Source organism: Paenibacillus sp. FSL H7-0703, assembly GCF_038003485.1.
Lineage (GTDB): Bacteria > Bacillota > Bacilli > Paenibacillales > Paenibacillaceae > Paenibacillus > Paenibacillus polymyxa_B.
Window position 1 is genome coordinate 540,690 of the sequence record NZ_JBBOPF010000001.1, and the last position, 20,384, is coordinate 561,073.

At 46.3% G+C, this 20,384-nt stretch carries 13 protein-coding genes and 3 rRNA genes; 3 read left to right on the forward strand and 13 right to left on the reverse strand.

Going from position 1 to position 20,384, the window contains the following annotated elements; genetic code table 11:
* Positions 1-11: 11 nt before the first annotated feature.
* The 4 genes from MHB46_RS01965 to MHB46_RS01980 all read right to left on the reverse strand — a co-directional run bounded on the left by MHB46_RS01965 (position 12) and on the right by MHB46_RS01980 (position 5,376).
* A complete protein-coding gene (locus tag MHB46_RS01965; protein WP_061830977.1) occupies positions 12-890 on the reverse strand; it encodes a carbohydrate ABC transporter permease in 879 nt (292 codons plus the stop codon).
* 78 nt (positions 891-968) lie between these two features.
* Positions 969-2,270 carry an ABC transporter substrate-binding protein gene (locus MHB46_RS01970; RefSeq protein WP_341161422.1) on the reverse strand — a complete coding sequence of 434 codons (1,302 nt, stop codon included), beginning with the start codon at positions 2,268-2,270 and terminating at the stop codon, positions 969-971.
* A gap of 198 nt (positions 2,271-2,468) precedes the next feature.
* Complete coding sequence (locus tag MHB46_RS01975) at positions 2,469-3,575, reverse strand: response regulator transcription factor (RefSeq protein ID WP_341161423.1); 1,107 nt, start codon at positions 3,573-3,575, stop codon at positions 2,469-2,471.
* On the reverse strand, positions 3,568-5,376 hold the full coding sequence (locus MHB46_RS01980) for a cache domain-containing sensor histidine kinase (protein WP_341161424.1): 1,809 nt from the start codon (positions 5,374-5,376) through the stop codon (positions 3,568-3,570). Before MHB46_RS01980 ends, MHB46_RS01975 begins: the two co-directional genes overlap by 8 nt.
* Positions 5,377-5,553: 177 nt before the next feature.
* Between MHB46_RS01980 and MHB46_RS01985 the strand changes: the two genes are divergently transcribed.
* Together MHB46_RS01985 and MHB46_RS01990 are read left to right on the forward strand one after the other, a co-directional pair.
* Positions 5,554-6,540, forward strand: a complete 987-nt coding sequence (locus MHB46_RS01985; RefSeq protein WP_341161425.1) for a LacI family DNA-binding transcriptional regulator — start codon at positions 5,554-5,556, stop codon at positions 6,538-6,540.
* A gap of 82 nt (positions 6,541-6,622) precedes the next feature.
* Positions 6,623-8,899, forward strand: a complete 2,277-nt coding sequence (locus MHB46_RS01990) for an alpha-galactosidase (RefSeq protein ID WP_341161426.1) — start codon at positions 6,623-6,625, stop codon at positions 8,897-8,899.
* 121 nt (positions 8,900-9,020) lie between these two features.
* Here MHB46_RS01990 and MHB46_RS01995 read toward each other — a convergent pair whose 3' ends face one another.
* From MHB46_RS01995 to MHB46_RS02025, 7 genes are all read right to left on the reverse strand, one after another.
* Positions 9,021-9,566, reverse strand: a complete 546-nt coding sequence (locus MHB46_RS01995; RefSeq protein ID WP_341161427.1) for a GNAT family N-acetyltransferase — start codon at positions 9,564-9,566, stop codon at positions 9,021-9,023.
* The gene (locus MHB46_RS02000) at positions 9,563-10,288 is read right to left on the reverse strand and encodes a YjjG family noncanonical pyrimidine nucleotidase (protein ID WP_341161428.1); all 726 of its coding nucleotides are present in this window, start codon (positions 10,286-10,288) and stop codon (positions 9,563-9,565) included. The genes MHB46_RS01995 and MHB46_RS02000 overlap by 4 nt, the downstream gene beginning before the upstream one ends.
* Positions 10,289-10,561: 273 nt before the next feature.
* The gene (locus MHB46_RS02005; protein ID WP_341161429.1) at positions 10,562-11,413 is read right to left on the reverse strand and encodes an alpha/beta fold hydrolase; all 852 of its coding nucleotides are present in this window, start codon (positions 11,411-11,413) and stop codon (positions 10,562-10,564) included.
* 276 nt (positions 11,414-11,689) lie between these two features.
* Positions 11,690-11,806: ribosomal RNA gene (gene rrf, locus MHB46_RS02010) — 5S ribosomal RNA — on the reverse strand.
* Between the two features lie 144 nt (positions 11,807-11,950).
* Positions 11,951-14,877 (reverse strand): 23S ribosomal RNA (locus MHB46_RS02015).
* A gap of 403 nt (positions 14,878-15,280) precedes the next feature.
* Positions 15,281-16,836, reverse strand: a 16S ribosomal RNA gene (locus tag MHB46_RS02020).
* Together the 16S, 23S and 5S rRNA genes form the textbook arrangement of a ribosomal RNA operon.
* Before the next feature lie 461 nt (positions 16,837-17,297).
* Positions 17,298-18,458 carry a trans-sulfuration enzyme family protein gene (locus tag MHB46_RS02025; protein ID WP_432421752.1) on the reverse strand — a complete coding sequence of 387 codons (1,161 nt, stop codon included), beginning with the start codon at positions 18,456-18,458 and terminating at the stop codon, positions 17,298-17,300.
* 140 nt (positions 18,459-18,598) lie between these two features.
* Here MHB46_RS02025 and MHB46_RS02030 point away from each other — a divergent pair, with 140 nt between their 5' ends.
* Positions 18,599-19,039 carry a hypothetical protein gene (locus tag MHB46_RS02030; RefSeq protein WP_341161431.1) on the forward strand — a complete coding sequence of 147 codons (441 nt, stop codon included), beginning with the start codon at positions 18,599-18,601 and terminating at the stop codon, positions 19,037-19,039.
* A 45-nt stretch (positions 19,040-19,084) separates the two neighbouring features.
* Here the strand turns inward: MHB46_RS02030 and MHB46_RS02035 are convergent, their stop codons facing one another.
* Together MHB46_RS02035 and MHB46_RS02040 are read right to left on the reverse strand one after the other, a co-directional pair.
* The gene (locus tag MHB46_RS02035) at positions 19,085-19,765 is read right to left on the reverse strand and encodes a DUF421 domain-containing protein (protein WP_341161432.1); all 681 of its coding nucleotides are present in this window, start codon (positions 19,763-19,765) and stop codon (positions 19,085-19,087) included.
* Positions 19,766-20,054: 289 nt separating this feature from the next.
* On the reverse strand, positions 20,055-20,321 hold the full coding sequence (locus MHB46_RS02040; protein ID WP_013310304.1) for a metal-sensitive transcriptional regulator: 267 nt from the start codon (positions 20,319-20,321) through the stop codon (positions 20,055-20,057).
* Between the last annotated feature and the right edge of the window lie 63 nt (positions 20,322-20,384).

Here is a 20,384-nt window from a genome sequence, read left to right on the forward strand (position 1 = left end):
TACACGCCTTATCAGGCGGTTTGTCCGCGGTCGAACAGCTTATTGATGACTACAGTTGCCAATAGTGAGATTAGTACAAGCAGCACGGATACAGCACATGCATACCCATAGTTGCTTTCCATGAAAGCATATCGGTAAATCATGAATGTCATTGTATAGTTTGTAGTGCCGGGGCCACCATTTGTCATAATCAGCATCTGCACAAAGGCCCCAATTCCAGAGGTAATCGCAATAATAAAGCAGAATTTGTAAGTTTCCCTCATCAGAGGAAGTGTGACATGCCAGTGCGCTCTCCATTTGCTGCAGCCGTCAATCGTGGCGGCTTCAAAGTAGTCTTCGGGTACTGACTTAACTCCTGCATATAGCAGCGCGAATTGATACCCCATAAACTGCCAGGCATTAACGAAGGCGATGGCAATAATCGATGCTGTCGGGGAGCTTAGCCAATTTTGCTGATAAGGGATGTTCAAGAGATCAAACAGCCGGTTGATCAATCCGTTAGTTGGGTCATAGATTGCGATCCACAGCTGGCACACCACGGTTACCGATAAGACAACTGGGATAAAATAAGACGTTTTCAGTATTTTTCGCCCGCGTGTGCGCGGGTCCGCACAGATTAGCGCTAATAGTGTTCCCAGTCCGATCTGAAAGACCGCCAGCACAATGGCAAAGATTAATCCGTTCTTAAGCGAAGTAGCAAGTAGAGGATCGGAGAACAGTTCCCGATAATTACTCAGTCCCGAAAAGGTCAGCGTACTCAGGCCGTCCCAATCATAAAAGCTGCGAAGAACAGTTTGCAGAACGGGATATATCAGTATCACGCTATACAGTATCAAAGCAGGGAGGAGAAACAGTGCGAGCGCCGATTTGTTCCCCAAATATTTATTCATGTCTTGCTTCCACCCCTTATATTTGGAACAGCATCCCCCAACGACTTATCCGCCAAGGGTTGCCGAATCCCTGAATTCTCAGTTTTCTTTTTCCAATGTACTATTCAAATTGTTCACAAAATCCTGTTCAGAGAAATTGTCTACCATTAAATTTTGAGTATTGTCATTAATGGTGTTCTGAATTTTTGTATTGCTCAGAAGTTGAGCATATTCCTGCGCGTTTGGCAGCAACTCTTTGACGACTCGCTGCATCATTGCTGGGACATTAGAGGCCATTGGCTTATCCACTTTCTGCGAAACAATTGGACTTCCAAGTTGGGTGTATCTGTACTCGGCTGACTTTGTGGCAAGGAAGGCCGCTACCTTTACAGCTGTTTCCTTGTTTTTGCTACTCGGTGATACTGCGTAACCTTGTGGTGAACCCGAGCCGTCTATGAAATATTTGGAATTCTCGTAGGTTGCTTCATCCTTTGCAGGCCAGTACATCCAGTCAACCTGGTCGCCCAGCTTTTCTTGTGAACTGTAAATTTCCCATTGTCCGTTCACGAACATAGCAGCCTTCCCTTGATAAAATAAGGACGATGCCTGATCATAATTGGTATTCGTGGCGTTGGCATCGAACAATCCTGCTCTCTGCAATTGCTTCATCTGCTGAGCCGCTGTTACAAATGCTTTCGGCAATGCTATTACACCTTTCTGATCAAGTGCTCCGAATCCATGTGGCTGCTCCCTTGTAACCAGTCCATTATAAAAAGCGGTCGTTATCCATTTTTCCTTGGCAAATATTGACATAGGTACATAACCTGCGGCTTTCAACTTTTTCGCTGCATCGGCCATCTGGTCAATCGTCTTAAGCGGTGTTTTGATTCCGACCTTCTCAAAAATTGACTTGTTATAATAGATCATTTGGAATTCTATACCGGTTTCGGGATAAGCATATACATGATTGTCTGGAGCTACCAAACGCGATTCAACACCCGGGTTAAGATTCTTCTTGAATTCGGCCGTTGTGTCATAGTTGTCCAGCACCTCAACATTTTTCGATTTTGCGAAAGTTTGCAGAACAGACCAATCCGCTAAATAGATGTCTGGCATGTTTCCCGTTGCCGCATAGGTTTTCAGCTTCTGGCCTCCATCCTGCACGGCAGGATCCAGTTCAATCTCTACGTTTGGTATCTTCTTTTTGAGTTCTTCCACCGCATAATCGAACGGCTTTATGGTATCGTCATCAAAATGCTGCGCATACACCTTCAATTTGATCGTACCGGCCTCTGCCTCGCTCTTGGAAGAGGTCGAGTTATCTTCGCCACAAGCGACCAATCCAATAGACATGGTGAGCACTAGCAAAGCTGCACTCCAACTTCTGTAAGTTTTTTTCATGTGTTTAATCCCCCTCATGCAGTGTGTTTTATGATTACGCTTTCATTTGCATGACTACAGTATACTGCCGCTTCTTTTTTTGATTAAGGAATAAAACGGGCTTAATCAGTAAAAAACGGGACAAATAGAGTAGCGGTTCTCCATATATAGGAAAACCGCCAGGCTTAAATCGATTTGTCCTGCCTCTTAGGAAAGGCGCTACCTTTTTTTAAGTTGCTCATATTCAGTCGGTGTCATGCCAAAGCGTTTCTTGAAGCATTTGCCGAAATAATTGGGGTCACTGTATCCAACACTTTCAGCGATTTCTGACAGCTTCCGATTTCCATACAGCAAAAGCTCCTTGGCCTTCTTCATCCGGATGTGTGTAATATGATCCACTATGGAGAAGCCAGACTCCTTGCGAAAAACGCGGCGGAGATAGCTGGGATCGACGAAAACTCCGCACGAAACCTGCTCAGCAGACAACTCTGTGTCTGCATAATGTTCCTCGATATAATTGATCGCCGCCGCAAACAAATTGGAAGCCTTCGTAGGACGCATATTCTCCATCAGCTGGATCAGCTTGCGGTATAGGGCGAGCATCCAATCTTCAGCAGCCTCCCAGGAATCCAACTCCCGCAGCCGGTCGTAAGGAGATTTATTCCCTCCTTCATCCCATAGCCGATCATAAGGAATGCCGCGTTCACTTGCAAAGGAAAGTGCTAGAGATACGATTCCCATAAGCATCGCATCTGCGTATTCATCCCCCCACTTGTATATACTAAGCTGCCGGATTGCCTTACGGACCTCCTCTAACGTTTCACTGTCTTTCATTCGGAGGTCTAGCACGACCGCATCACGCAGATGGCCCAAATCAGGCATACCTGCTCTGCCGTGCAACGCTTCGCTACCATGCTTACCCCACTCGGTACTTTCGCTCTCTTGTGGAAACACCGGTAGTTTCGGCTTAATGCGTTCCAACATCGAGAGCATTTCTTCTGCATTGAACGGCTTCAACAAATAATCCTGTACTCCGGTTCGAACCGCCTTCTGTAGGTATTCAAATTCGTTATGTCCGGATATGAATACAATAACGATGCGTTCGAACTTGACTTTCAACCTCTCGGCTAATTCAATTCCGTCAATAAAGGGCATATTGATATCTACGAGGGCGAGATGCGGCTGATGCCGCTCGGCTTCCTGAAGTGCTTCCTGGCCGTTCCTTGCTTCGCAGCAAACCCGAAAGCCATGACTTTCCCAATCTATCTTAATACGCAGAAAGTCTCGGAACAGCGGTTCATCATCGACAATCATCACTTTATACATCTTGGTGTTCACTCCCCTTTGGCAGCATCGGCAGCAACAGGTCAACAGTTGTTCCCTCCGTGAGCACACTTTGCACGGATATCCCATACTCCTCGCCAAAATACAGGCTCAGTCGTTGCTGAACACTGTAGGTACCGATTGATCGTATTCCTTCTTTCGGTAAATGTCTGGACATGATAGTCTGAACTTGGAATTCATCCATCCCCACACCGTTGTCCTGCACCCGAACGACCACCTTATCGCCCTGTTTAAAGGCAAAAATACGGATAAAACCTTTTGTTTCTTTCTTCTTAAGACCATGGTAAATCGAATTCTCGACAAGCGGCTGAAGCGAGAGCTTCGGGATCGGTGTACCTGCAAGCTCGGGAGGGATATCCACTTCATAGCGAAACACATCGGGATAACGGATTTGCAGAATCGTCAGGTAATCATCAGTAATCTGGGCTTCCTTTTCTAAAGTGATTAATTCCCGTCCCTTGTTCAGCACCATTCGATAAAAATCTGCCAGCGCTTTTGTAGTATCTCTAGCCTCCTCATTACGATCTAACTCATTGAGTGCATAAATGGTATCCAAAGTGTTGTACAGAAAATGCGGTTTAATTTGGGCACTTATCAGTGCAAGTTCATATTCACGCTTACGGTTCTGTTCCTGCCTTACCTCATCCAGCAGCTCCCGAACTCGTCTTATCATAAAATTAAACGCTTCAGCAATGGTACCGATCTCATCCTCTGTGCGGACTGTTGTAACCGATTGCAAGTCACCGGTTACAACAGTCCGCATGGCCCTAGTTAGTTGTTCGAGAGGGCTAACGACCATTTTAGATAGAAAGCTAGCGCCCAGCCAGGAAAAAATAAGACATAACACGCCGATTAAGAGCGACAGTCTAACATTTTGCCGGACATCAGCCGTAAGCAGGCTAAGAGAAACAATATTGACCAACTTCCAATCCATCCGGTTGTAATCCGTGACCGTTACCAGATTGCCCTCATACTCGAATGAGCACGTTCCATGGGATGCATTAGGTGCACAACGTTGGATGGACTCACCCAGCTGTGGATTCACCGGATTCATCAGCATCTCATTGTCTTCTGCCACAGCCACGCGCATTTCGTTATCTAAAAAATAATAAGATTTGGGCGCATCTGGATCGCTGGAACGAAAGTAATCGGACAAACCTTCTTCCTTCACTAACAGAAAAAGCGTTCCATAGGGTTCGCCGGTGTCTATATTAATGACCGTCTTCCCCAGCGTCAAAACGGGAGAGCTCGGATCTGGTGTTAGGAAATCCCTCTTCTCCATATCAAACCAGAGGGCTTGTCCATAACTTTCGGATTCCCTTATCCGCTTAAGCATGCTATAGATCTTACGATCATCCCCGCTTTCGGTATAAGAGGCGAAAATCGTCCCTTCATTATCAATGAATACAGCGGCATCCACCTCACGAAAGATTGACAAATCAATGGATAGGCGGCTCTGCATCAAGTTTTCAAACTGAATAGGCTCCATGGCAGTATCAGGTTTGGCACCGTATGAATCATACATCCGGTTAATATTCGTGACCATAATATTGGCCGCCGTTTCCACACTCCTGAATATGTAATCGGTCCTAGACAAGATAAGCTGAGACTCATCGACAACATTACTGGTGGTTTGCTCTATCAAAGAACGGCTGAAAAGTTGGTTGGACAACAGTCCAAGAACAAGCAGAGAAATAATAATTAGCGGAAGAAATACCGTTATAACCTTGCTTTTAAAGCGAAGTCGACCAAACCACTTACGAGCTAGTGACAGAATATTCAACTAGGACCCCTCCCTCATCAAGAGAATATTCATCATGTTAACACAAACAATCTCTACAGTAGTAGATCAAAAATAAAGTTAAAAAAATTCAACCGTTCTTCTTGAAAGTGCTTTAGAGATGTGTTAGGATAAAGTCGATTTTTAGTAAAATTATTAACTAAAAAGGTGTGAGCTCTTTTGGCAACCATTAAAGACATTGCCCGCGAAGCGGGTGTGTCTGCCGCAACCGTTTCAAGGGTTTTAAATAACGATCTGTCACTGTCCGTAAGCCCAGACACTAAAAACAGAATTTTTGGGGTTGCCGAGCAACTCGGGTATAAGCCTACCCGGCTGAGGCAATTAAAGCAGAATACGGAACGTGCCGGGAAAACGGTCTCCCTCCTGCTGTGGTGTTCTATTGAGGAGGAAAGAGACGATCCGTATTACGCTTCGATCCGCCGTGGAATCGAACTGCGCTGTGAAGAGCTTGGCCTGACGTTGGGCCAGACCTTGCGAGGCCGCTCATCCATCGGCACCCTGCAGAAGGCGGACGGTCTGATTGTTGTGGGCGGCGTTGACCCTGAAGAGGTATTCAAGCTTCATCCTGACAAGAACACCATTGTCCTTGTCGACCAGTACCATGAACAGCTAGAGTATGATTCTGTACGACTTCATTTCCGGCAAGCTGTTGATCAGGCACTCGGTCATCTACTTGAGCTTGGCCACCAACAAATCGGATTTATCGGCGGTAAGAGCGACGGTGAGCGAAGAGCGCATTATTTTGAACGATTCATGCGGGAACAGGGGTTGTACAATCCTCAATTCGTCCGCATAGGTGCCTGGAGTACCGCGGATGGTTATCTCATGATGAACGAACTCCTAACCCAACAGGAACGACCGACTGCCTGCTTTGCTGCAAGCGATCCGCTCGCTATTGGCGCCCTCCGCGCCCTTCATGGACATGGAGTCAAGGTACCCGAAGATATGGCTGTTATCGGCTTCGACGACATTGAGATGGCAGCCTTCGTGCAGCCTCCGCTAACCACTGTCCGTGCCTACCCTGAACAGATGGGAAAGGCTGCCGTGCAACTGCTCTCTGAACGGTTTGAGGGACGTGAACCACCTGCGTACAGCGTGATCGGGACTAAGCTTGTCATTCGGGAAAGCTCATGCAAAAAAGGCTAACATCAGTACTTGAGAGTCTTGTTGTCATTGATCAGTATCCTTACGTAAAACAATAATGATAACCCCCTAAGGAGTGAATATCATGAACATTCATGTTAACGAGGCGCTTGGTTTGTTTCATTTGCAGTCCAAGGATTGCAGCTATATTATCCAGCTTGTAGAAGGATATCCCGCACATGTCTATTGGGGAGCTCAACTTCATCATGACCAAAGTCTCGCAAGTATATTGGAGCTTAGGGAGCGTTGCTCCTTCTCTCCCACTCCCGTTTCTTCCAGCCGTACAATTTCTTTGGACACGCTTCCTCAGGAATACCCCCAGTATGGAACAAGCGACTTTCGTCAACCAGCTTACCAGGTTGCACTTGCGGACGGAACTCGGACTACGGAGCTGAAATATAGTGGTTACCGTATTGAACCGGGTAAACCAAAGCTCGAGGGACTTCCTTCCGTCTATACCGAATTGGATGATGAAGCCACAACCCTATTTTTGATCCTTGAGGATCAATACTCGGGGCTTAAGACTACACTGCTCTATACTGTATTTGCGAACCACAGTGCTATTGCTAGGTCTGCTCTTTTTGAACAAAAGGGAAGCGCTACCATAAATATTGAACACGCCATGAGCGCCTCTGTCGACTTCGCCGATTCCAACTACCAAGCTCTCTACTTACCTGGAGCCTGGGTTCGTGAAAGACATATTCAACGCCGCGATCTCGGACCCGGTTCCATTCGGCTCGAGAGCCGACGGGGTTCCAGCAGCCACCAAATGAACCCCTTTCTAGCACTACTTCGTCCTGATGCGACTGAAGATCGTGGGGATGTTTACGGTTTCAGTCTAATCTACAGCAGCAACTTCGTCGCACAGGCAGAAGTAGAGCAGTTCAATCAGACTCGTGTAAGTATCGGAATCAATCCTTTTGACTTCTCCTGGCGGCTTGAGCCGGGTCAGTCATTCCAGACCCCTGAAGCCGTATTGGTCTTTTCCGAAGAAGGTCTTGGAGGCATGTCACGCACCTATCACCGACTCTATCGCACACGTCTGTGCCGAGGGGCTTACCGTGACAAAGAACGTCCGATTCTCGTGAACAATTGGGAAGCCACGTATTTCGACTTCGACGCCGACAAAATCGAAGCGATTGCCAAGGAAGCAGGACCCCTTGGAATTGAGCTCTTTGTTCTAGATGACGGTTGGTTTGGTAAGCGCGACAACGATGACAGTTCGCTTGGAGACTGGTTTGAAGACCGTCGCAAGCTGCCTGGCGGGCTTGCTGACCTGGCAAAACGGGTTAATGAACAAGGATTACAGTTTGGCTTGTGGGTTGAGCCGGAAATGGTATCACCGGATAGTGAACTGTACCGCAGCCATCCCGACTGGTGCCTGCATGCGGAAGGCCGGCGGCGGACGGAAGGCCGATCCCAACTGGTGCTCGATCTCTCCCGCAAGGAAGTATGTGACTACTTGTATGAGACACTTAGCTCCGTATTCTCGATCGCTCCAATTACTTATGTCAAGTGGGACATGAACCGTAATATGACGGAGATTGCTTCGGCTACCGCTCCTAGTGAACGTCAAAAGGAAACTGCGCACCGATATATGCTCGGACTTTACGATCTGATGGAACGTCTGACCTCCCAGTTCCCGGACATCTTGTTCGAAAGCTGTTCCGGAGGCGGTGGACGATTCGATCCCGGAATGCTCTACTATATGCCGCAGACATGGACCAGTGACGATACCGATGCCATTGAAAGATTGGCTATTCAGTACGGCACAAGCATCGTGTATCCAGCAAGTACCATGGGTGCACACGTATCGAACGTACCAAATCACCAGGTGGGGCGAATCACCTCCCTCGCTATACGCGGCGACGTGGCAATGAGCGGGAATTTTGGCTATGAACTTGACCTAACTGCCTTTACAAATGAAGAAAAGGAGCTCGCTGCCAAACAAATTGCCCAGTATAAGGAAATTCGTTCCCTCGTACAGCAGGGAGATATGTATCGACTCCTTAGTCCATTTGAAGGTCGAGGCGATACCGCCTGGATGTTCGTTAGCGAGGACCAGTCCGAAGCTTTTGTCGCTTACTTCCGCGTACTAGCTGAACCGAATGGACCCATCCGGCGACTAACTCTAAAAGGACTTGACCCAGATAAAAAGTATATAATCGAACACGGAGCGACGGTCAACACAGCAGTCCATGCGGGTAATACCTTAGTGGAAGATGGCGGTTCCCCCTTCTGCGTAGCATTTGATGGCGAAATTTTTGGAGGTGACCGCCTAATGAAAATTGGGCTTGTTGTCTCGGATCTCTCTGGAGATTTCGCCAGCTCTACCTTCCGCCTTAAAGCTGTCTCCTGCTAGTCATGGACCAGCCAGTGACGATAAAAAAATAAAACAAGGCAGGCCGATTTTCCGGCCTGCCTTGTTTTATAACTTTGGTCCTTGTAGATTAAAGACACACAAGAGATTGCCAAGCCATTGATCATTTAATAGCATCCTTGACTTTGATTCTCCATATCATATGATCAGAGCCTGCTCCCCAATAATCTTTTAATAAATAATCAGGAGTTCCAAATTTCTTTTTCCATATTTTCTGCGCAATACGATATCCACTATCTAAACAAAATTCTTCTACTCCTCTATTCTTCAGCGCCAAATACATTGATTTCAACAATAAATTCCCTGCCCCAATCTTCTGGTAGTCAGGGTGAACAAATACAGTTCCTACCTCGCATAACTTTTTAAATGTATCACTGGTAGATTTACTTATTAGTTGACTTACTGCTCCATATTCAATAGAACCCATTATTTGATTCCCATCTACAGCGATTAAGAAATATCGCTGCTCACCGTGACTCTCCAAGTCACTTTCCAAATATAACCTCTTAGTATCAATTTCCTCCTCTATGTCTTGCAGCATATGACCAATGCCTTCTTTAGCAAACATGTCTGTAATCACAACTCTAAACAATTCATTTAACTTTTCGATGTCCTTAATTTCCGGCCTTCTGATTTCGACATTATTCATCTAATTTCAGCCGATGTACGATTCAGTACGAGACGCTTTGAAAGTACACTATTCGGCAGCTCCATCAAACTTGTTATTTCATAAGTAGGTTGAATCCCAGACGTATTTGTTTTTCTGGAAGGGTTGAACCAACAGGTATCAATTCCGTATTTGTTCCCTCCTTGAATATCAGAGGTTAAAGAATCGCCGACCATGAGAACCTTACTTTTATCTGAGATGGCCAACTTGGTAAATGCGTAATCGAAAATACCAGCTTGTGGCTTTTGGCAACCCACTTCCTCTGAAATAATTACCTGCTCAAACACATCACGCAGCGGCGAAAGCTGAATTCTGGAGGTTTGCACCTCTTTGATTCCATTCGTAATGATCGCCAAACGACAGTCGGATAGTACATTACATAATTCAATCGCTCCGTCCATCAAAAAAGCACCTTCACCCAAATAACGTAAATAAGCAGCACTAAAGGCATCTGGATTGAAGTCTAGACCATGAACAGTAAATAATCGCTTAAACCTCTCGACCCGTAGCTGTGCCGAGGTAATATGTCCTTCCTCTGCCTCTCGCCACAACGAACTGTTGATTTTATCATAGCTGGATTTATACTCCGTGGCCCCTTGCGGCAATCCAAATTGGGCAAACGTATTATGTAGCGCATGACTCTCTGCCATTTTAAAATCAAACAGCGTGTCATCAACATCAAACAAAATAATTTCGTATTTCATAACGACCTCCATATCATTGCTTTACTAAATTGTTCAGTCCGCTTGATCCTTTGAGCTGTTCCAGATAGAAGTACAACAAAAAACTAACAATACATTATTTCCTTTCGGTTATTATACAGAACCTAGTTAAGCCGTCAAGTCACTAATAACAAAATCATAGTATTTTGTCATCGGTGCAAAAGATAAATAACGCTCAATAAGAAAGCCCGTAAAATGAAGGTGATTCTCATTTTACGGGCCACTGAGCATCTAAGAGATGATTTAGCAAGAATCCTAGTGATCTTCATTAATCCATTCGGCTAATGTTTGATCAAAACAATGAGGTTCTTCAAACATCGGGTTATGCCCACTATATTCAAAAACCACTTTTTTCACGTTCTCGTAGGTGTCATCGACCCTATCCCATAAAGAAACTGGCGCAACCAAATAATCATACCTTCCCAAACCAATAAATACGGATTTATGGATATCCGCTAAGGATTGTATCAAATTCATGTTTCCGAATACTTCTCCCCATAAATAATCAATGATAGGCATGTTCGTATATACATCATTCCACGTGTAAGCCGCATTATAGGCATAATCATAAAAGCTTTGAGCTCCCATACGTATACACATGTGAACAAATCTTCTATCAGGGTCTCTTTTGATATCTTCCTCTAATAAAACAATGTCCTTTTCAAAACGTTCCTTTCTTTCTGAACTGGCCGTTTCATTAAAGAAAGAAAAGCTTTGCCGTTGTCTTTCTTGGCTGTTTGTAGGTGCTGAATTTAAAAGTACCACTTTTTGAACATAGTCCGGGTATTGTTTAGCATATTCTAAAGCCATAAAAGCATGCCCGGAATGTCCTAATATGATAAATTCATTTAGATGAAGGCATTGTCTTGCTGTTTCTATATCATTAATAACTTTATCCAAAGTATAGTCTTCTGGTTTTAAAGCTCGAGTCGGTTTTGCAAACCCTCTATGATCCAGAAAAATAAACTGAAACTTTTTATATAAATGGTCTGAAAATAAGCGAGGATAATATACACTACTGCCGATCACCAATATCGGTCTTCCGTTACCTCTTATAGCATATTTCAGCTCAAATCCATCACTAATAACTGCTTGATAAGTGCTCATTTATAATCTCCTTTTCTTTTTTAATCACTCCCTTTCCTTTGTGTAATTCCCTTGTATTCTCCATAGAACGTTCCAACACTTCAACTCACCTCAGAAAGTACATTTATTTCTAAGAGAAAAGTTTAACATGGTTTTTTCAAAAACAAAACTGTGTTATTTTTGTCTTACTTGTCTTGACTTAGGGGATTCATACTGGATTTTTGACAAGCATATCTTTTTGAAAACAAAAAAACCGCGATAATCGCGGTTTTTTATGTTAACGTCATACTTGTATTTGCTTGGCGACGTCCTACTCTCCCAGGACCCTGCGGTCCAAGTACCATCGGCGCTGGAGGGCTTAACGGTCGTGTTCGGGATGGGTACGTGTGGAACCCCTCCGCTATCGCCACCAAACATGAATTTGCTGCGCAAATTCTTTTTCAGGAATCAGCATCGCCAAATGCTGTGTGTTCACTTGTTTCATATAAGCTACTTGAGCCTATATAATACAAAACTTACACCCTGAAAACTGGATCCGAAACTCATTGCGTTTCATTTTAGGATAAGCCCTCGACCGATTAGTATTGGTCAGCTCCATGCATTACTGCACTTCCACCCCCAACCTATCTACCTCGTCGTCTTCAAGGGGTCTTACTAATTGGGAAATCTCATCTTGAGGGGGGCTTCACGCTTAGATGCTTTCAGCGCTTATCCCTTCCGTACATAGCTACCCAGCGGTGCTCCTGGCGGAACAACTGGTACACCAGCGGTACGTCCATCCCGGTCCTCTCGTACTAAGGACAGCTCCTCTCAAATTTCCTACGCCCACGACAGATAGGGACCGAACTGTCTCACGACGTTCTGAACCCAGCTCGCGTACCGCTTTAATGGGCGAACAGCCCAACCCTTGGGACCTACTTCAGCCCCAGGATGCGATGAGCCGACATCGAGGTGCCAAACCTCCCCGTCGATGTGGACTCTTGGGGGAGATAAGCCTGTTATCCCCAGGGTAGCTTTTATCCGTTGAGCGATGGCCCTTCCATGCGGTACCACCGGATCACTAAGCCCGACTTTCGTCCCTGCTCGACTTGTAGGTCTCGCAGTCAAGCTCCCTTCTGCCTTTGCACTCTTCGAATGATTTCCAACCATTCTGAGGGAACCTTGGGGCGCCTCCGTTACTCTTTAGGAGGCGACCGCCCCAGTCAAACTGCCCACCTGACACTGTCCTCGCACCGGATCACGGTACCAAGTTAGAACCTAGATACGATCAGGGTGGTATCCCAAGGATGCCTCCTCTCAAGCTGGCGCTCAAGATTCAACGGCTCCCACCTATCCTGTACAGATCGTACCCAAATTCAATATCAAGCTGCAGTAAAGCTCCATGGGGTCTTTCCGTCTTGTCGCGGGTAACCTGCATCTTCACAGGTATTAAAATTTCACCGGATCTCTCGTTGAGACAGCGCCCAAGTCGTTACGCCATTCGTGCGGGTCAGAATTTACCTGACAAGGAATTTCGCTACCTTAGGACCGTTATAGTTACGGCCGCCGTTTACTGGGGCTTCGGTTCATAGCTTCGCCCCGAAGGGCTTACCACTCCCCTTAACCTTCCAGCACCGGGCAGGCGTCAGCCCGTATACTTCGCCTTGCGGCTTCGCACAGACCTGTGTTTTTGCTAAACAGTCGCTTGGGCCTTTTCACTGCGGCCCCCTCGGGCTATTCACCCTACCGAGGCACCCCTTCTCCCGAAGTTACGGGGTCATTTTGCCGAGTTCCTTAACGAGAGTTCTTCCGCGCGCCTTAGAATTCTCTTCTCGCCTACCTGTGTCGGTTTGCGGTACGGGCACCTTCTCCTGGCTAGAGGCTTTTCTTGGCAGTCTGAGATCATGACCTTCGCTACTACAATTTTCGCTCCCCATCACAGCCCAGCCTTACGATGTGCGGATTTGCCTACACACCAGCCTCACTGCTTAGACGGACATCCATCAGTCCGCGTCACTACCCTACTGCGTCACCCCATCGCTCATAACGGATTACGGTGGTACAGGAATTTCGACCTGTTGTCCTTCGACTACGCCTATCGGCCTCGCCTTAGGTCCCGACTTACCCTGAGCGGACGAACCTTCCTCAGGAACCCTTAGGCTTTCGGCGGATCTGATTCTCACAGATCTTTTCGTTACTCATACCGGCATTCTCACTTGAATGCAGTCCAGCGCTCCTTACGGTACACCTTCAACCCGCATTCAACGCTCCCCTACCCCTGATGCAAGCATCAAGCCATAGCTTCGGTGGTGTGTTTAGCCCCGTTACATTTTCGGCGCAGAGTCACTCGACCAGTGAGCTATTACGCACTCTTTCAATGGTGGCTGCTTCTAAGCCAACATCCTGGTTGTCTGTGCAACTCCACATCCTTTCCCACTTAACACACACTTGGGGACCTTAGCTGATGGTCTGGGCTGTTTCCCTTTCGACAATGGATCTTAGCACTCACTGTCTGACTCCCGGAACTAAATCTATGGCATTCGGAGTTTGACTGAGCTTGGTAACCCTTGCGGGCCCCGCACCCAATCAGTGCTCTACCTCCACGATTCTTTTTTCCGAGGCTAGCCCTAAAGCTATTTCGGGGAGAACCAGCTATCTCCGGGTTCGATTGGAATTTCTCCGCTACCCCCACCTCATCCCCGCATTTTTCAACATGCGTGGGTTCGGGCCTCCAGTGCGTGTTACCGCACCTTCACCCTGGACAGGGGTAGATCACCCGGTTTCGGGTCTACGTCCACGTACTCATTCGCCCTATTCAGACTCGCTTTCGCTGCGGCTTCAGCTCTTCACCTTAACCTTGCACGGGAACGTAACTCGCCGGTTCATTCTACAAAAGGCACGCCATCACCCATAGATCGGGCTCTGACTTCTTGTAAGCACACGGTTTCAGGATCTATTTCACTCCCCTTCCGGGGTGCTTTTCACCTTTCCCTCACGGTACTGCTTCACTATCGGTCGCCAGGGAGTATTTAGCCTTGGCAGATGGTCCTGCCGGATTCATACGGGGTTTCACGTGCCCCGCACTACTCGGGATCCGTCTCGGAGAGAACAAGTTTTGAACTACAGGGCTTTTACCTTCTCTGGCGGGCCTTTCCAGACCTCTTCATCTAACCGGTTCCTTTGTAACTCCATGTGAGACGTCCCACAACCCCAAGGAGCAAGCTCCTTGGTTTGGGCTAATCCGCGTTCGCTCGCCGCTACTGACGGAATCACTATTGTTTTCTCTTCCTCAGGGTACTTAGATGTTTCAGTTCCCCTGGTCTGCCTCTATTCTGCCTATGTATTCAGCAGAAAGTGACTGTCGATGAAGACAGCCGGGTTTCCCCATTCGGACATCCCCGGATCAAAGCTTGCTTACAGCTCCCCGAGGCTTTATCGTTGTTCGCCACGTCCTTCGTCGGCTCCTGGCGCCTAGGCATCCTCCGTGTGCTCTTTGTAGCTTAACCTAGTATTTACATCGTAAATACGATTTGCTTTAAATTTCGGTTCAACACGAATGTGTGAATGGAATTCAAGGCAGCTACCTTTATTTCACTTGTTTACACAAGATCAGCTTAAAGGAATATTCTAAAACGCAATTTCGTTTCGGTATCCAGTTTTCAAGGTGCAATATTCTCTCCGGCTTTAACCCCGGAAAAACATCATATCAAATTCCTCAACACTTGAATACAAGTATATTTTGGAAATCCGATGTGAGAGTTTGAACTCTCAAAACTGAGCAACGAGTGAGTAAGTTAAGGATATTCATTTCATTCACACGAACGTGATGAACCGAATTGAATATCCAGTTGCAGGTACGTTGTACCTGCTGATTTGAATGTTTCCATTGCAGGAAACGATTCTCCATAGAAAGGAGGTGATCCAGCCGCACCTTCCGATACGGCTACCTTGTTACGACTTCACCCCAATCATCTACCCCACCTTCGGCGGCTGGCTCCCTTGCGGGTTACCCCACCGACTTCGGGTGTTGTAAACTCTCGTGGTGTGACGGGCGGTGTGTACAAGACCCGGGAACGTATTCACCGCGGCATGCTGATCCGCGATTACTAGCAATTCCGACTTCATGTAGGCGAGTTGCAGCCTACAATCCGAACTGAGACCGGCTTTTCTAGGATTGGCTCCACCTCGCGATTTCGCTTCCCGTTGTACCGGCCATTGTAGTACGTGTGTAGCCCAGGTCATAAGGGGCATGATGATTTGACGTCATCCCCACCTTCCTCCGGTTTGTCACCGGCAGTCTGCTTAGAGTGCCCAGCTTGACCTGCTGGCAACTAAGCATAAGGGTTGCGCTCGTTGCGGGACTTAACCCAACATCTCACGACACGAGCTGACGACAACCATGCACCACCTGTCTCCTCTGTCCCGAAGGAAAGGTCTATCTCTAGACCGGTCAGAGGGATGTCAAGACCTGGTAAGGTTCTTCGCGTTGCTTCGAATTAAACCACATACTCCACTGCTTGTGCGGGTCCCCGTCAATTCCTTTGAGTTTCAGTCTTGCGACCGTACTCCCCAGGCGGAATGCTTAATGTGTTAACTTCGGCACCAAGGGTATCGAAACCCCTAACACCTAGCATTCATCGTTTACGGCGTGGACTACCAGGGTATCTAATCCTGTTTGCTCCCCACGCTTTCGCGCCTCAGCGTCAGTTACAGCCCAGAGAGTCGCCTTCGCCACTGGTGTTCCTCCACATCTCTACGCATTTCACCGCTACACGTGGAATTCCACTCTCCTCTTCTGCACTCAAGCTCCCCAGTTTCCAGTGCGACCCGAAGTTGAGCCTCGGGATTAAACACCAGACTTAAAGAGCCGCCTGCGCGCGCTTTACGCCCAATAATTCCGGACAACGCTTGCCCCCTACGTATTACCGCGGCTGCTGGCACGTAGTTAGCCGGGGCTTTCTTCTCAGGTACCGTCACTCTTGTAGCAGTTACTCTACAAGACGTTCTTCCCTGGCAACAGAGCTTTACGATCCGAAAACCTTCATCACTCACGCGGCGTTGCTCCGTCAGGCTTTCGCCCATTGCGGAAGATTCCCTACTGCTGCCTCCCGTAGGAGTCTGGGCCGTGTCTCAGTCCCAGTGTGGCCGATCACCCTCTCAGGTCGGCTACGCATCGTCGCCTTGGTAGGCCTTTACCCCACCAACTAGCTAATGCGCCGCAGGCCCATCCACAAGTGACAGATTGCTCCGTCTTTCCTCCTTCTCCCATGCAGGAAAAGGATGTATCGGGTATTAGCTACCGTTTCCGGTAGTTATCCCTGTCTTGTGGGCAGGTTGCCTACGTGTTACTCACCCGTCCGCCGCTAGGTTGTGTAGAAGCAAGCTTCTACACAACCCCGCTCGACTTGCATGTATTAGGCACGCCGCCAGCGTTCGTCCTGAGCCAGGATCAAACTCTCCATTAAAGACCAACCGAAGTTGGTTTATAGAAAGAGCGATAAGCTCATGTTGAAACTGACGAGATAAAATATCTCATTTTCGCTTCCATTTCATACAGCCTGACGGCATGTACCAAAATCTCAGCGTTGGATTTTGTAAACAAAATCCGTACTCACTCGTTGTTCAGTTTTCAAAGATCAAATCAACAGCCGTTTAACTGGCTGGATATATAATTTATCACGTGTATACCTATCAGGCAAGTTGTAATATTTACCAGTTTGCTAATTTGTATTTCTACACGGTGTAGTTTTTATTAAAATACTCCAACACACGATGATTTACCTGTAATAACCGAAACTCTCTTATCTCCTACTTGAAGTGCAGAGTTGATCAGGTACAAACGTCATAAATCAGAAAAGCAGAAGCTCTTTATGTATTGGATGAGCTGCTGCTTTAGCTTTTATGATAAAAATCCTGAAATGTTCGTTTAGCTTAAAGCTGTAGCTAAATCCTGTATCAAAAGTTCAGCAGGCTCATGCCCTACAGCCAAGCGGATAAGCGATTCAGGCATGTGTTGTTTTTTTAGACTCTGCTTATTGAAGCCGTAGTTTGGTGAGATCACCTGACTCTCCATGGACCCCCAAGATACACCGATCCGGATCAGTCGCAGTTTATTGATCACTCTACATATATCCTCATAAGTCGAATCCTTTAGTTCAAAACTGAATAATCCGGCATAGCCTTTGAGCTGTCTACATGCGAGCTCATGTTGTGGATGAGAAGGGAGTCCGGGATAATTCACTTTGGAAATGGCCGGATGATCTGATAGAAAACGAGCAACCAACAAAGCATTTCTCTGATGGGCTTCCATTCGGAGCGGGAGTGTTCTTAGCCCCCGAATGAGTAGCCAGGCTTCAAAAGGGCCCAACGAGCCGCCAATCAACTCATACTCTTCAGCATACATACGGTTTATTATCTCTTTAGAAGCGATCACTGCCCCTGCAATTAAATCATTATGACCACCCAAGTACTTGGATGCGGAGTGAACAACGATATCTACGCCCCATTCCAATGGTTTTTGGAAAAGGGGTGTAGCCCATGAATTATCTATGATTGTGCGTATACCCTTCTCTTTGGAAAGCGCAGTTACCTCCTGAATATTTACCATATCGAATGTGAATGAGGTAGGAGACTCCATAAGAATAGCTCGGGTCTGCGGTTTGATGGCACTAGCGACTGCTTCTGTAGAAGTCGAATGTACGATTGTATAGTCTATATGGAACCTCTTTAAATATTGGGCTAGGCTGACGGAGGTTTCATATATGTGTCCGACCAAAATCAGATGGTCCCCTGCGGACAAGCTACACATTAGCGCGGCGCTGATAGCAGCCATTCCGGAAGCAAAGCACTTACAGTCCGCCCCACCTTCCAGCGCAGCAATCATTTGCTCTGCAATCTGAACGGTAGGATTGGTTCCCCTCGAATAGACATAATGATCCTTTTCATTATTAGCTGCTTCAGCATAATCTTCGTAAGTATCAAAGAAAAATGGAGCAGTCTCATAAATAGGAGGAGCAGCAGCCTTAGCAAAATATCCTAGTTCGCCCTCAAATCGGAGACAGATAAGCTGATCATCCGAGAAACTCAAACTGATCACCACTTTCTGAAAAAATTTCAAACCCATAAGAGGTAGTCTCCTCAATCCGGGACCCAAATATTCTATAAGTCAAACTGCTCTGCACCCTGTGCTGGTTGATTTGCGAAATTCGAGAATTATGAGGCTTCCAAATGTCTTTCATTAAGTATCCAATTCATAAAAATAGCGTATATTTTTGGGTGCAGGGCAAAGATATGCTTTATCAAAAAAGAGGGGGTTCACTTGTGTTAACACGTTGGATTAGAAATGTTCTGAAACCTGGAAAAAGGTACACACAGGATATCGAAAAATCCAAACAGCAAGCCTCTTCAGAACCCATAAACCCATCATTAGCACATACTCTATCTTTGCTCAAATTAAAACTTGGGAAAAGCTCTGACTTTATTATTCGTGATTTTCCCGGAAGTCCTACCCATACCGGCCAATTTGCCGTTTGTTATATTGAAGGACTGATTGACCAAAACTTGCTTTCCGATTTAATGGAGGGCTTGATTACAGAGATGGTGTCCGCAGATTTTAAGCTTGAAGGAAATACTGCTGCTTCATTATTAGAAAGAACAATACCGAGCTAAAAAAACAGCCCGCTTCGTAATTTAGCCTCTTTTATTGTGCTTTTTCTATTTCATCGGCACGATGTGAAGTGTTCCATCCTCGCTAAACTCTGCATAGGCAATCTCATCGATACTATCATATCCCTGCTCTCGCACCTTAGCTTTAATCTTTTCAATATCGATTGACTTCCCACGCATAGATTCGTTCAGAAGCTTTCCTTTATCAATGACTGTAACAGAAAAAAGATCAGGCTGTGCATCTATTCCCATATCCTGAGCGGCGGGTGGCTCGTATTCGGGTTTGCGCATGACTGACAATGAACCGTTCGTCTCTAATGTGGCATACCAGACCTCACGTAGAGAAAAAATATTTTGCTGGCGCAGCATGGAGAGCAACTGTGTGAATTCTATATCATATTTTTCAAGCATCTCTTGATTAACCTGCCCTTTATCCACGAGCAATACTGTTCGACCTTCTGCCATATATCCAAATTTCACAAAATGGGTCGTCGCTTTTTCGAAAAAGTAGGCCAGCGCGCACCATAGTGCCAAAGCAAACAAAAGATGCCAAATGGTCACCTTATCGTCATATAACGTATTCCCCACAATTTCGCTTAACACCAATGATGTCAGAAAATCGAGCGGTGTTAACTGACTGAGTGTTTTCCGACCTGTAATAAAAGTAATGATCCACAAGCCAAAAAAGCTGATGATCAATTTGACACCGATCGTAACAAATACCTCCATAAGTATGCCTCCCGGAAGAAGTTGTTTTCTTTATGTGTTATTTACACCTGTCTACCACAGCATAAACAGAGGGGTATTCCTAAAATTGTCCGATTAAAAAAGCCCGCTACCAACTAGAGGCAGCGAACTTTTTAATTACGGCTAGTATATAATCTTAATCTTTCAGATGTTTATCAAAAAACTCTTAACCACGTCCAATATATGTGGCTGCGTAAAGGCAATATGCCAGCTCCCGTAATTTTGTGCATAGTGACATCATTGCCCGCTAGCTTGGACTCTGGAGTCATGATTATCTACTTTTCACAAGAAGCTGAATCGCTTCTTTAACCAGCTTATCCGTGTCTCCTCCAGCCTCTTGCTCTTCCAATATACATCGTTGCAGATTCTCTGCTACAATTTGGGCAATCGCTTTATCTGATGCGTTACGTACGGCAGATAACTGGCTAACGACGTCTTTGCACGATTTTCCTTCATCCATTAAACGAAGTACCCCACGCACCTGTCCCTCAATCCTCCTCAAGCGCGTTTTCAGTTCATCACTGTAATTGTAATCCATAAGTAATGCACTCCTTTTTTGACTTACCATATACACGTATAGGTATATTATAAACCAAAAAAA

Coding starts and splice junctions, on each gene's coding strand:
- MHB46_RS01965 (WP_061830977.1), bottom strand. CDS start 890: ATGAATAAATATTTGGGGAACAAATCGGCGCTCGCACTGTTTCTCCTC.
- MHB46_RS01970 (WP_341161422.1), bottom strand. CDS start 2,270: ATGAAAAAAACTTACAGAAGTTGGAGTGCAGCTTTGCTAGTGCTCACC.
- MHB46_RS01975 (WP_341161423.1), bottom strand. CDS start 3,575: ATGTATAAAGTGATGATTGTCGATGATGAACCGCTGTTCCGAGACTTT.
- MHB46_RS01990 (WP_341161426.1), top strand. CDS start 6,623: ATGAACATTCATGTTAACGAGGCGCTTGGTTTGTTTCATTTGCAGTCC.
- MHB46_RS01995 (WP_341161427.1), bottom strand. CDS start 9,566: ATGAATAATGTCGAAATCAGAAGGCCGGAAATTAAGGACATCGAAAAG.
- MHB46_RS02000 (WP_341161428.1), bottom strand. CDS start 10,288: ATGAAATACGAAATTATTTTGTTTGATGTTGATGACACGCTGTTTGAT.
- MHB46_RS02005 (WP_341161429.1), bottom strand. CDS start 11,413: ATGAGCACTTATCAAGCAGTTATTAGTGATGGATTTGAGCTGAAATAT.
- MHB46_RS02030 (WP_341161431.1), top strand. CDS start 18,599: ATGTCTTTCATTAAGTATCCAATTCATAAAAATAGCGTATATTTTTGG.
- MHB46_RS02035 (WP_341161432.1), bottom strand. CDS start 19,765: ATGGAGGTATTTGTTACGATCGGTGTCAAATTGATCATCAGCTTTTTT.
- MHB46_RS02040 (WP_013310304.1), bottom strand. CDS start 20,321: ATGGATTACAATTACAGTGATGAACTGAAAACGCGCTTGAGGAGGATT.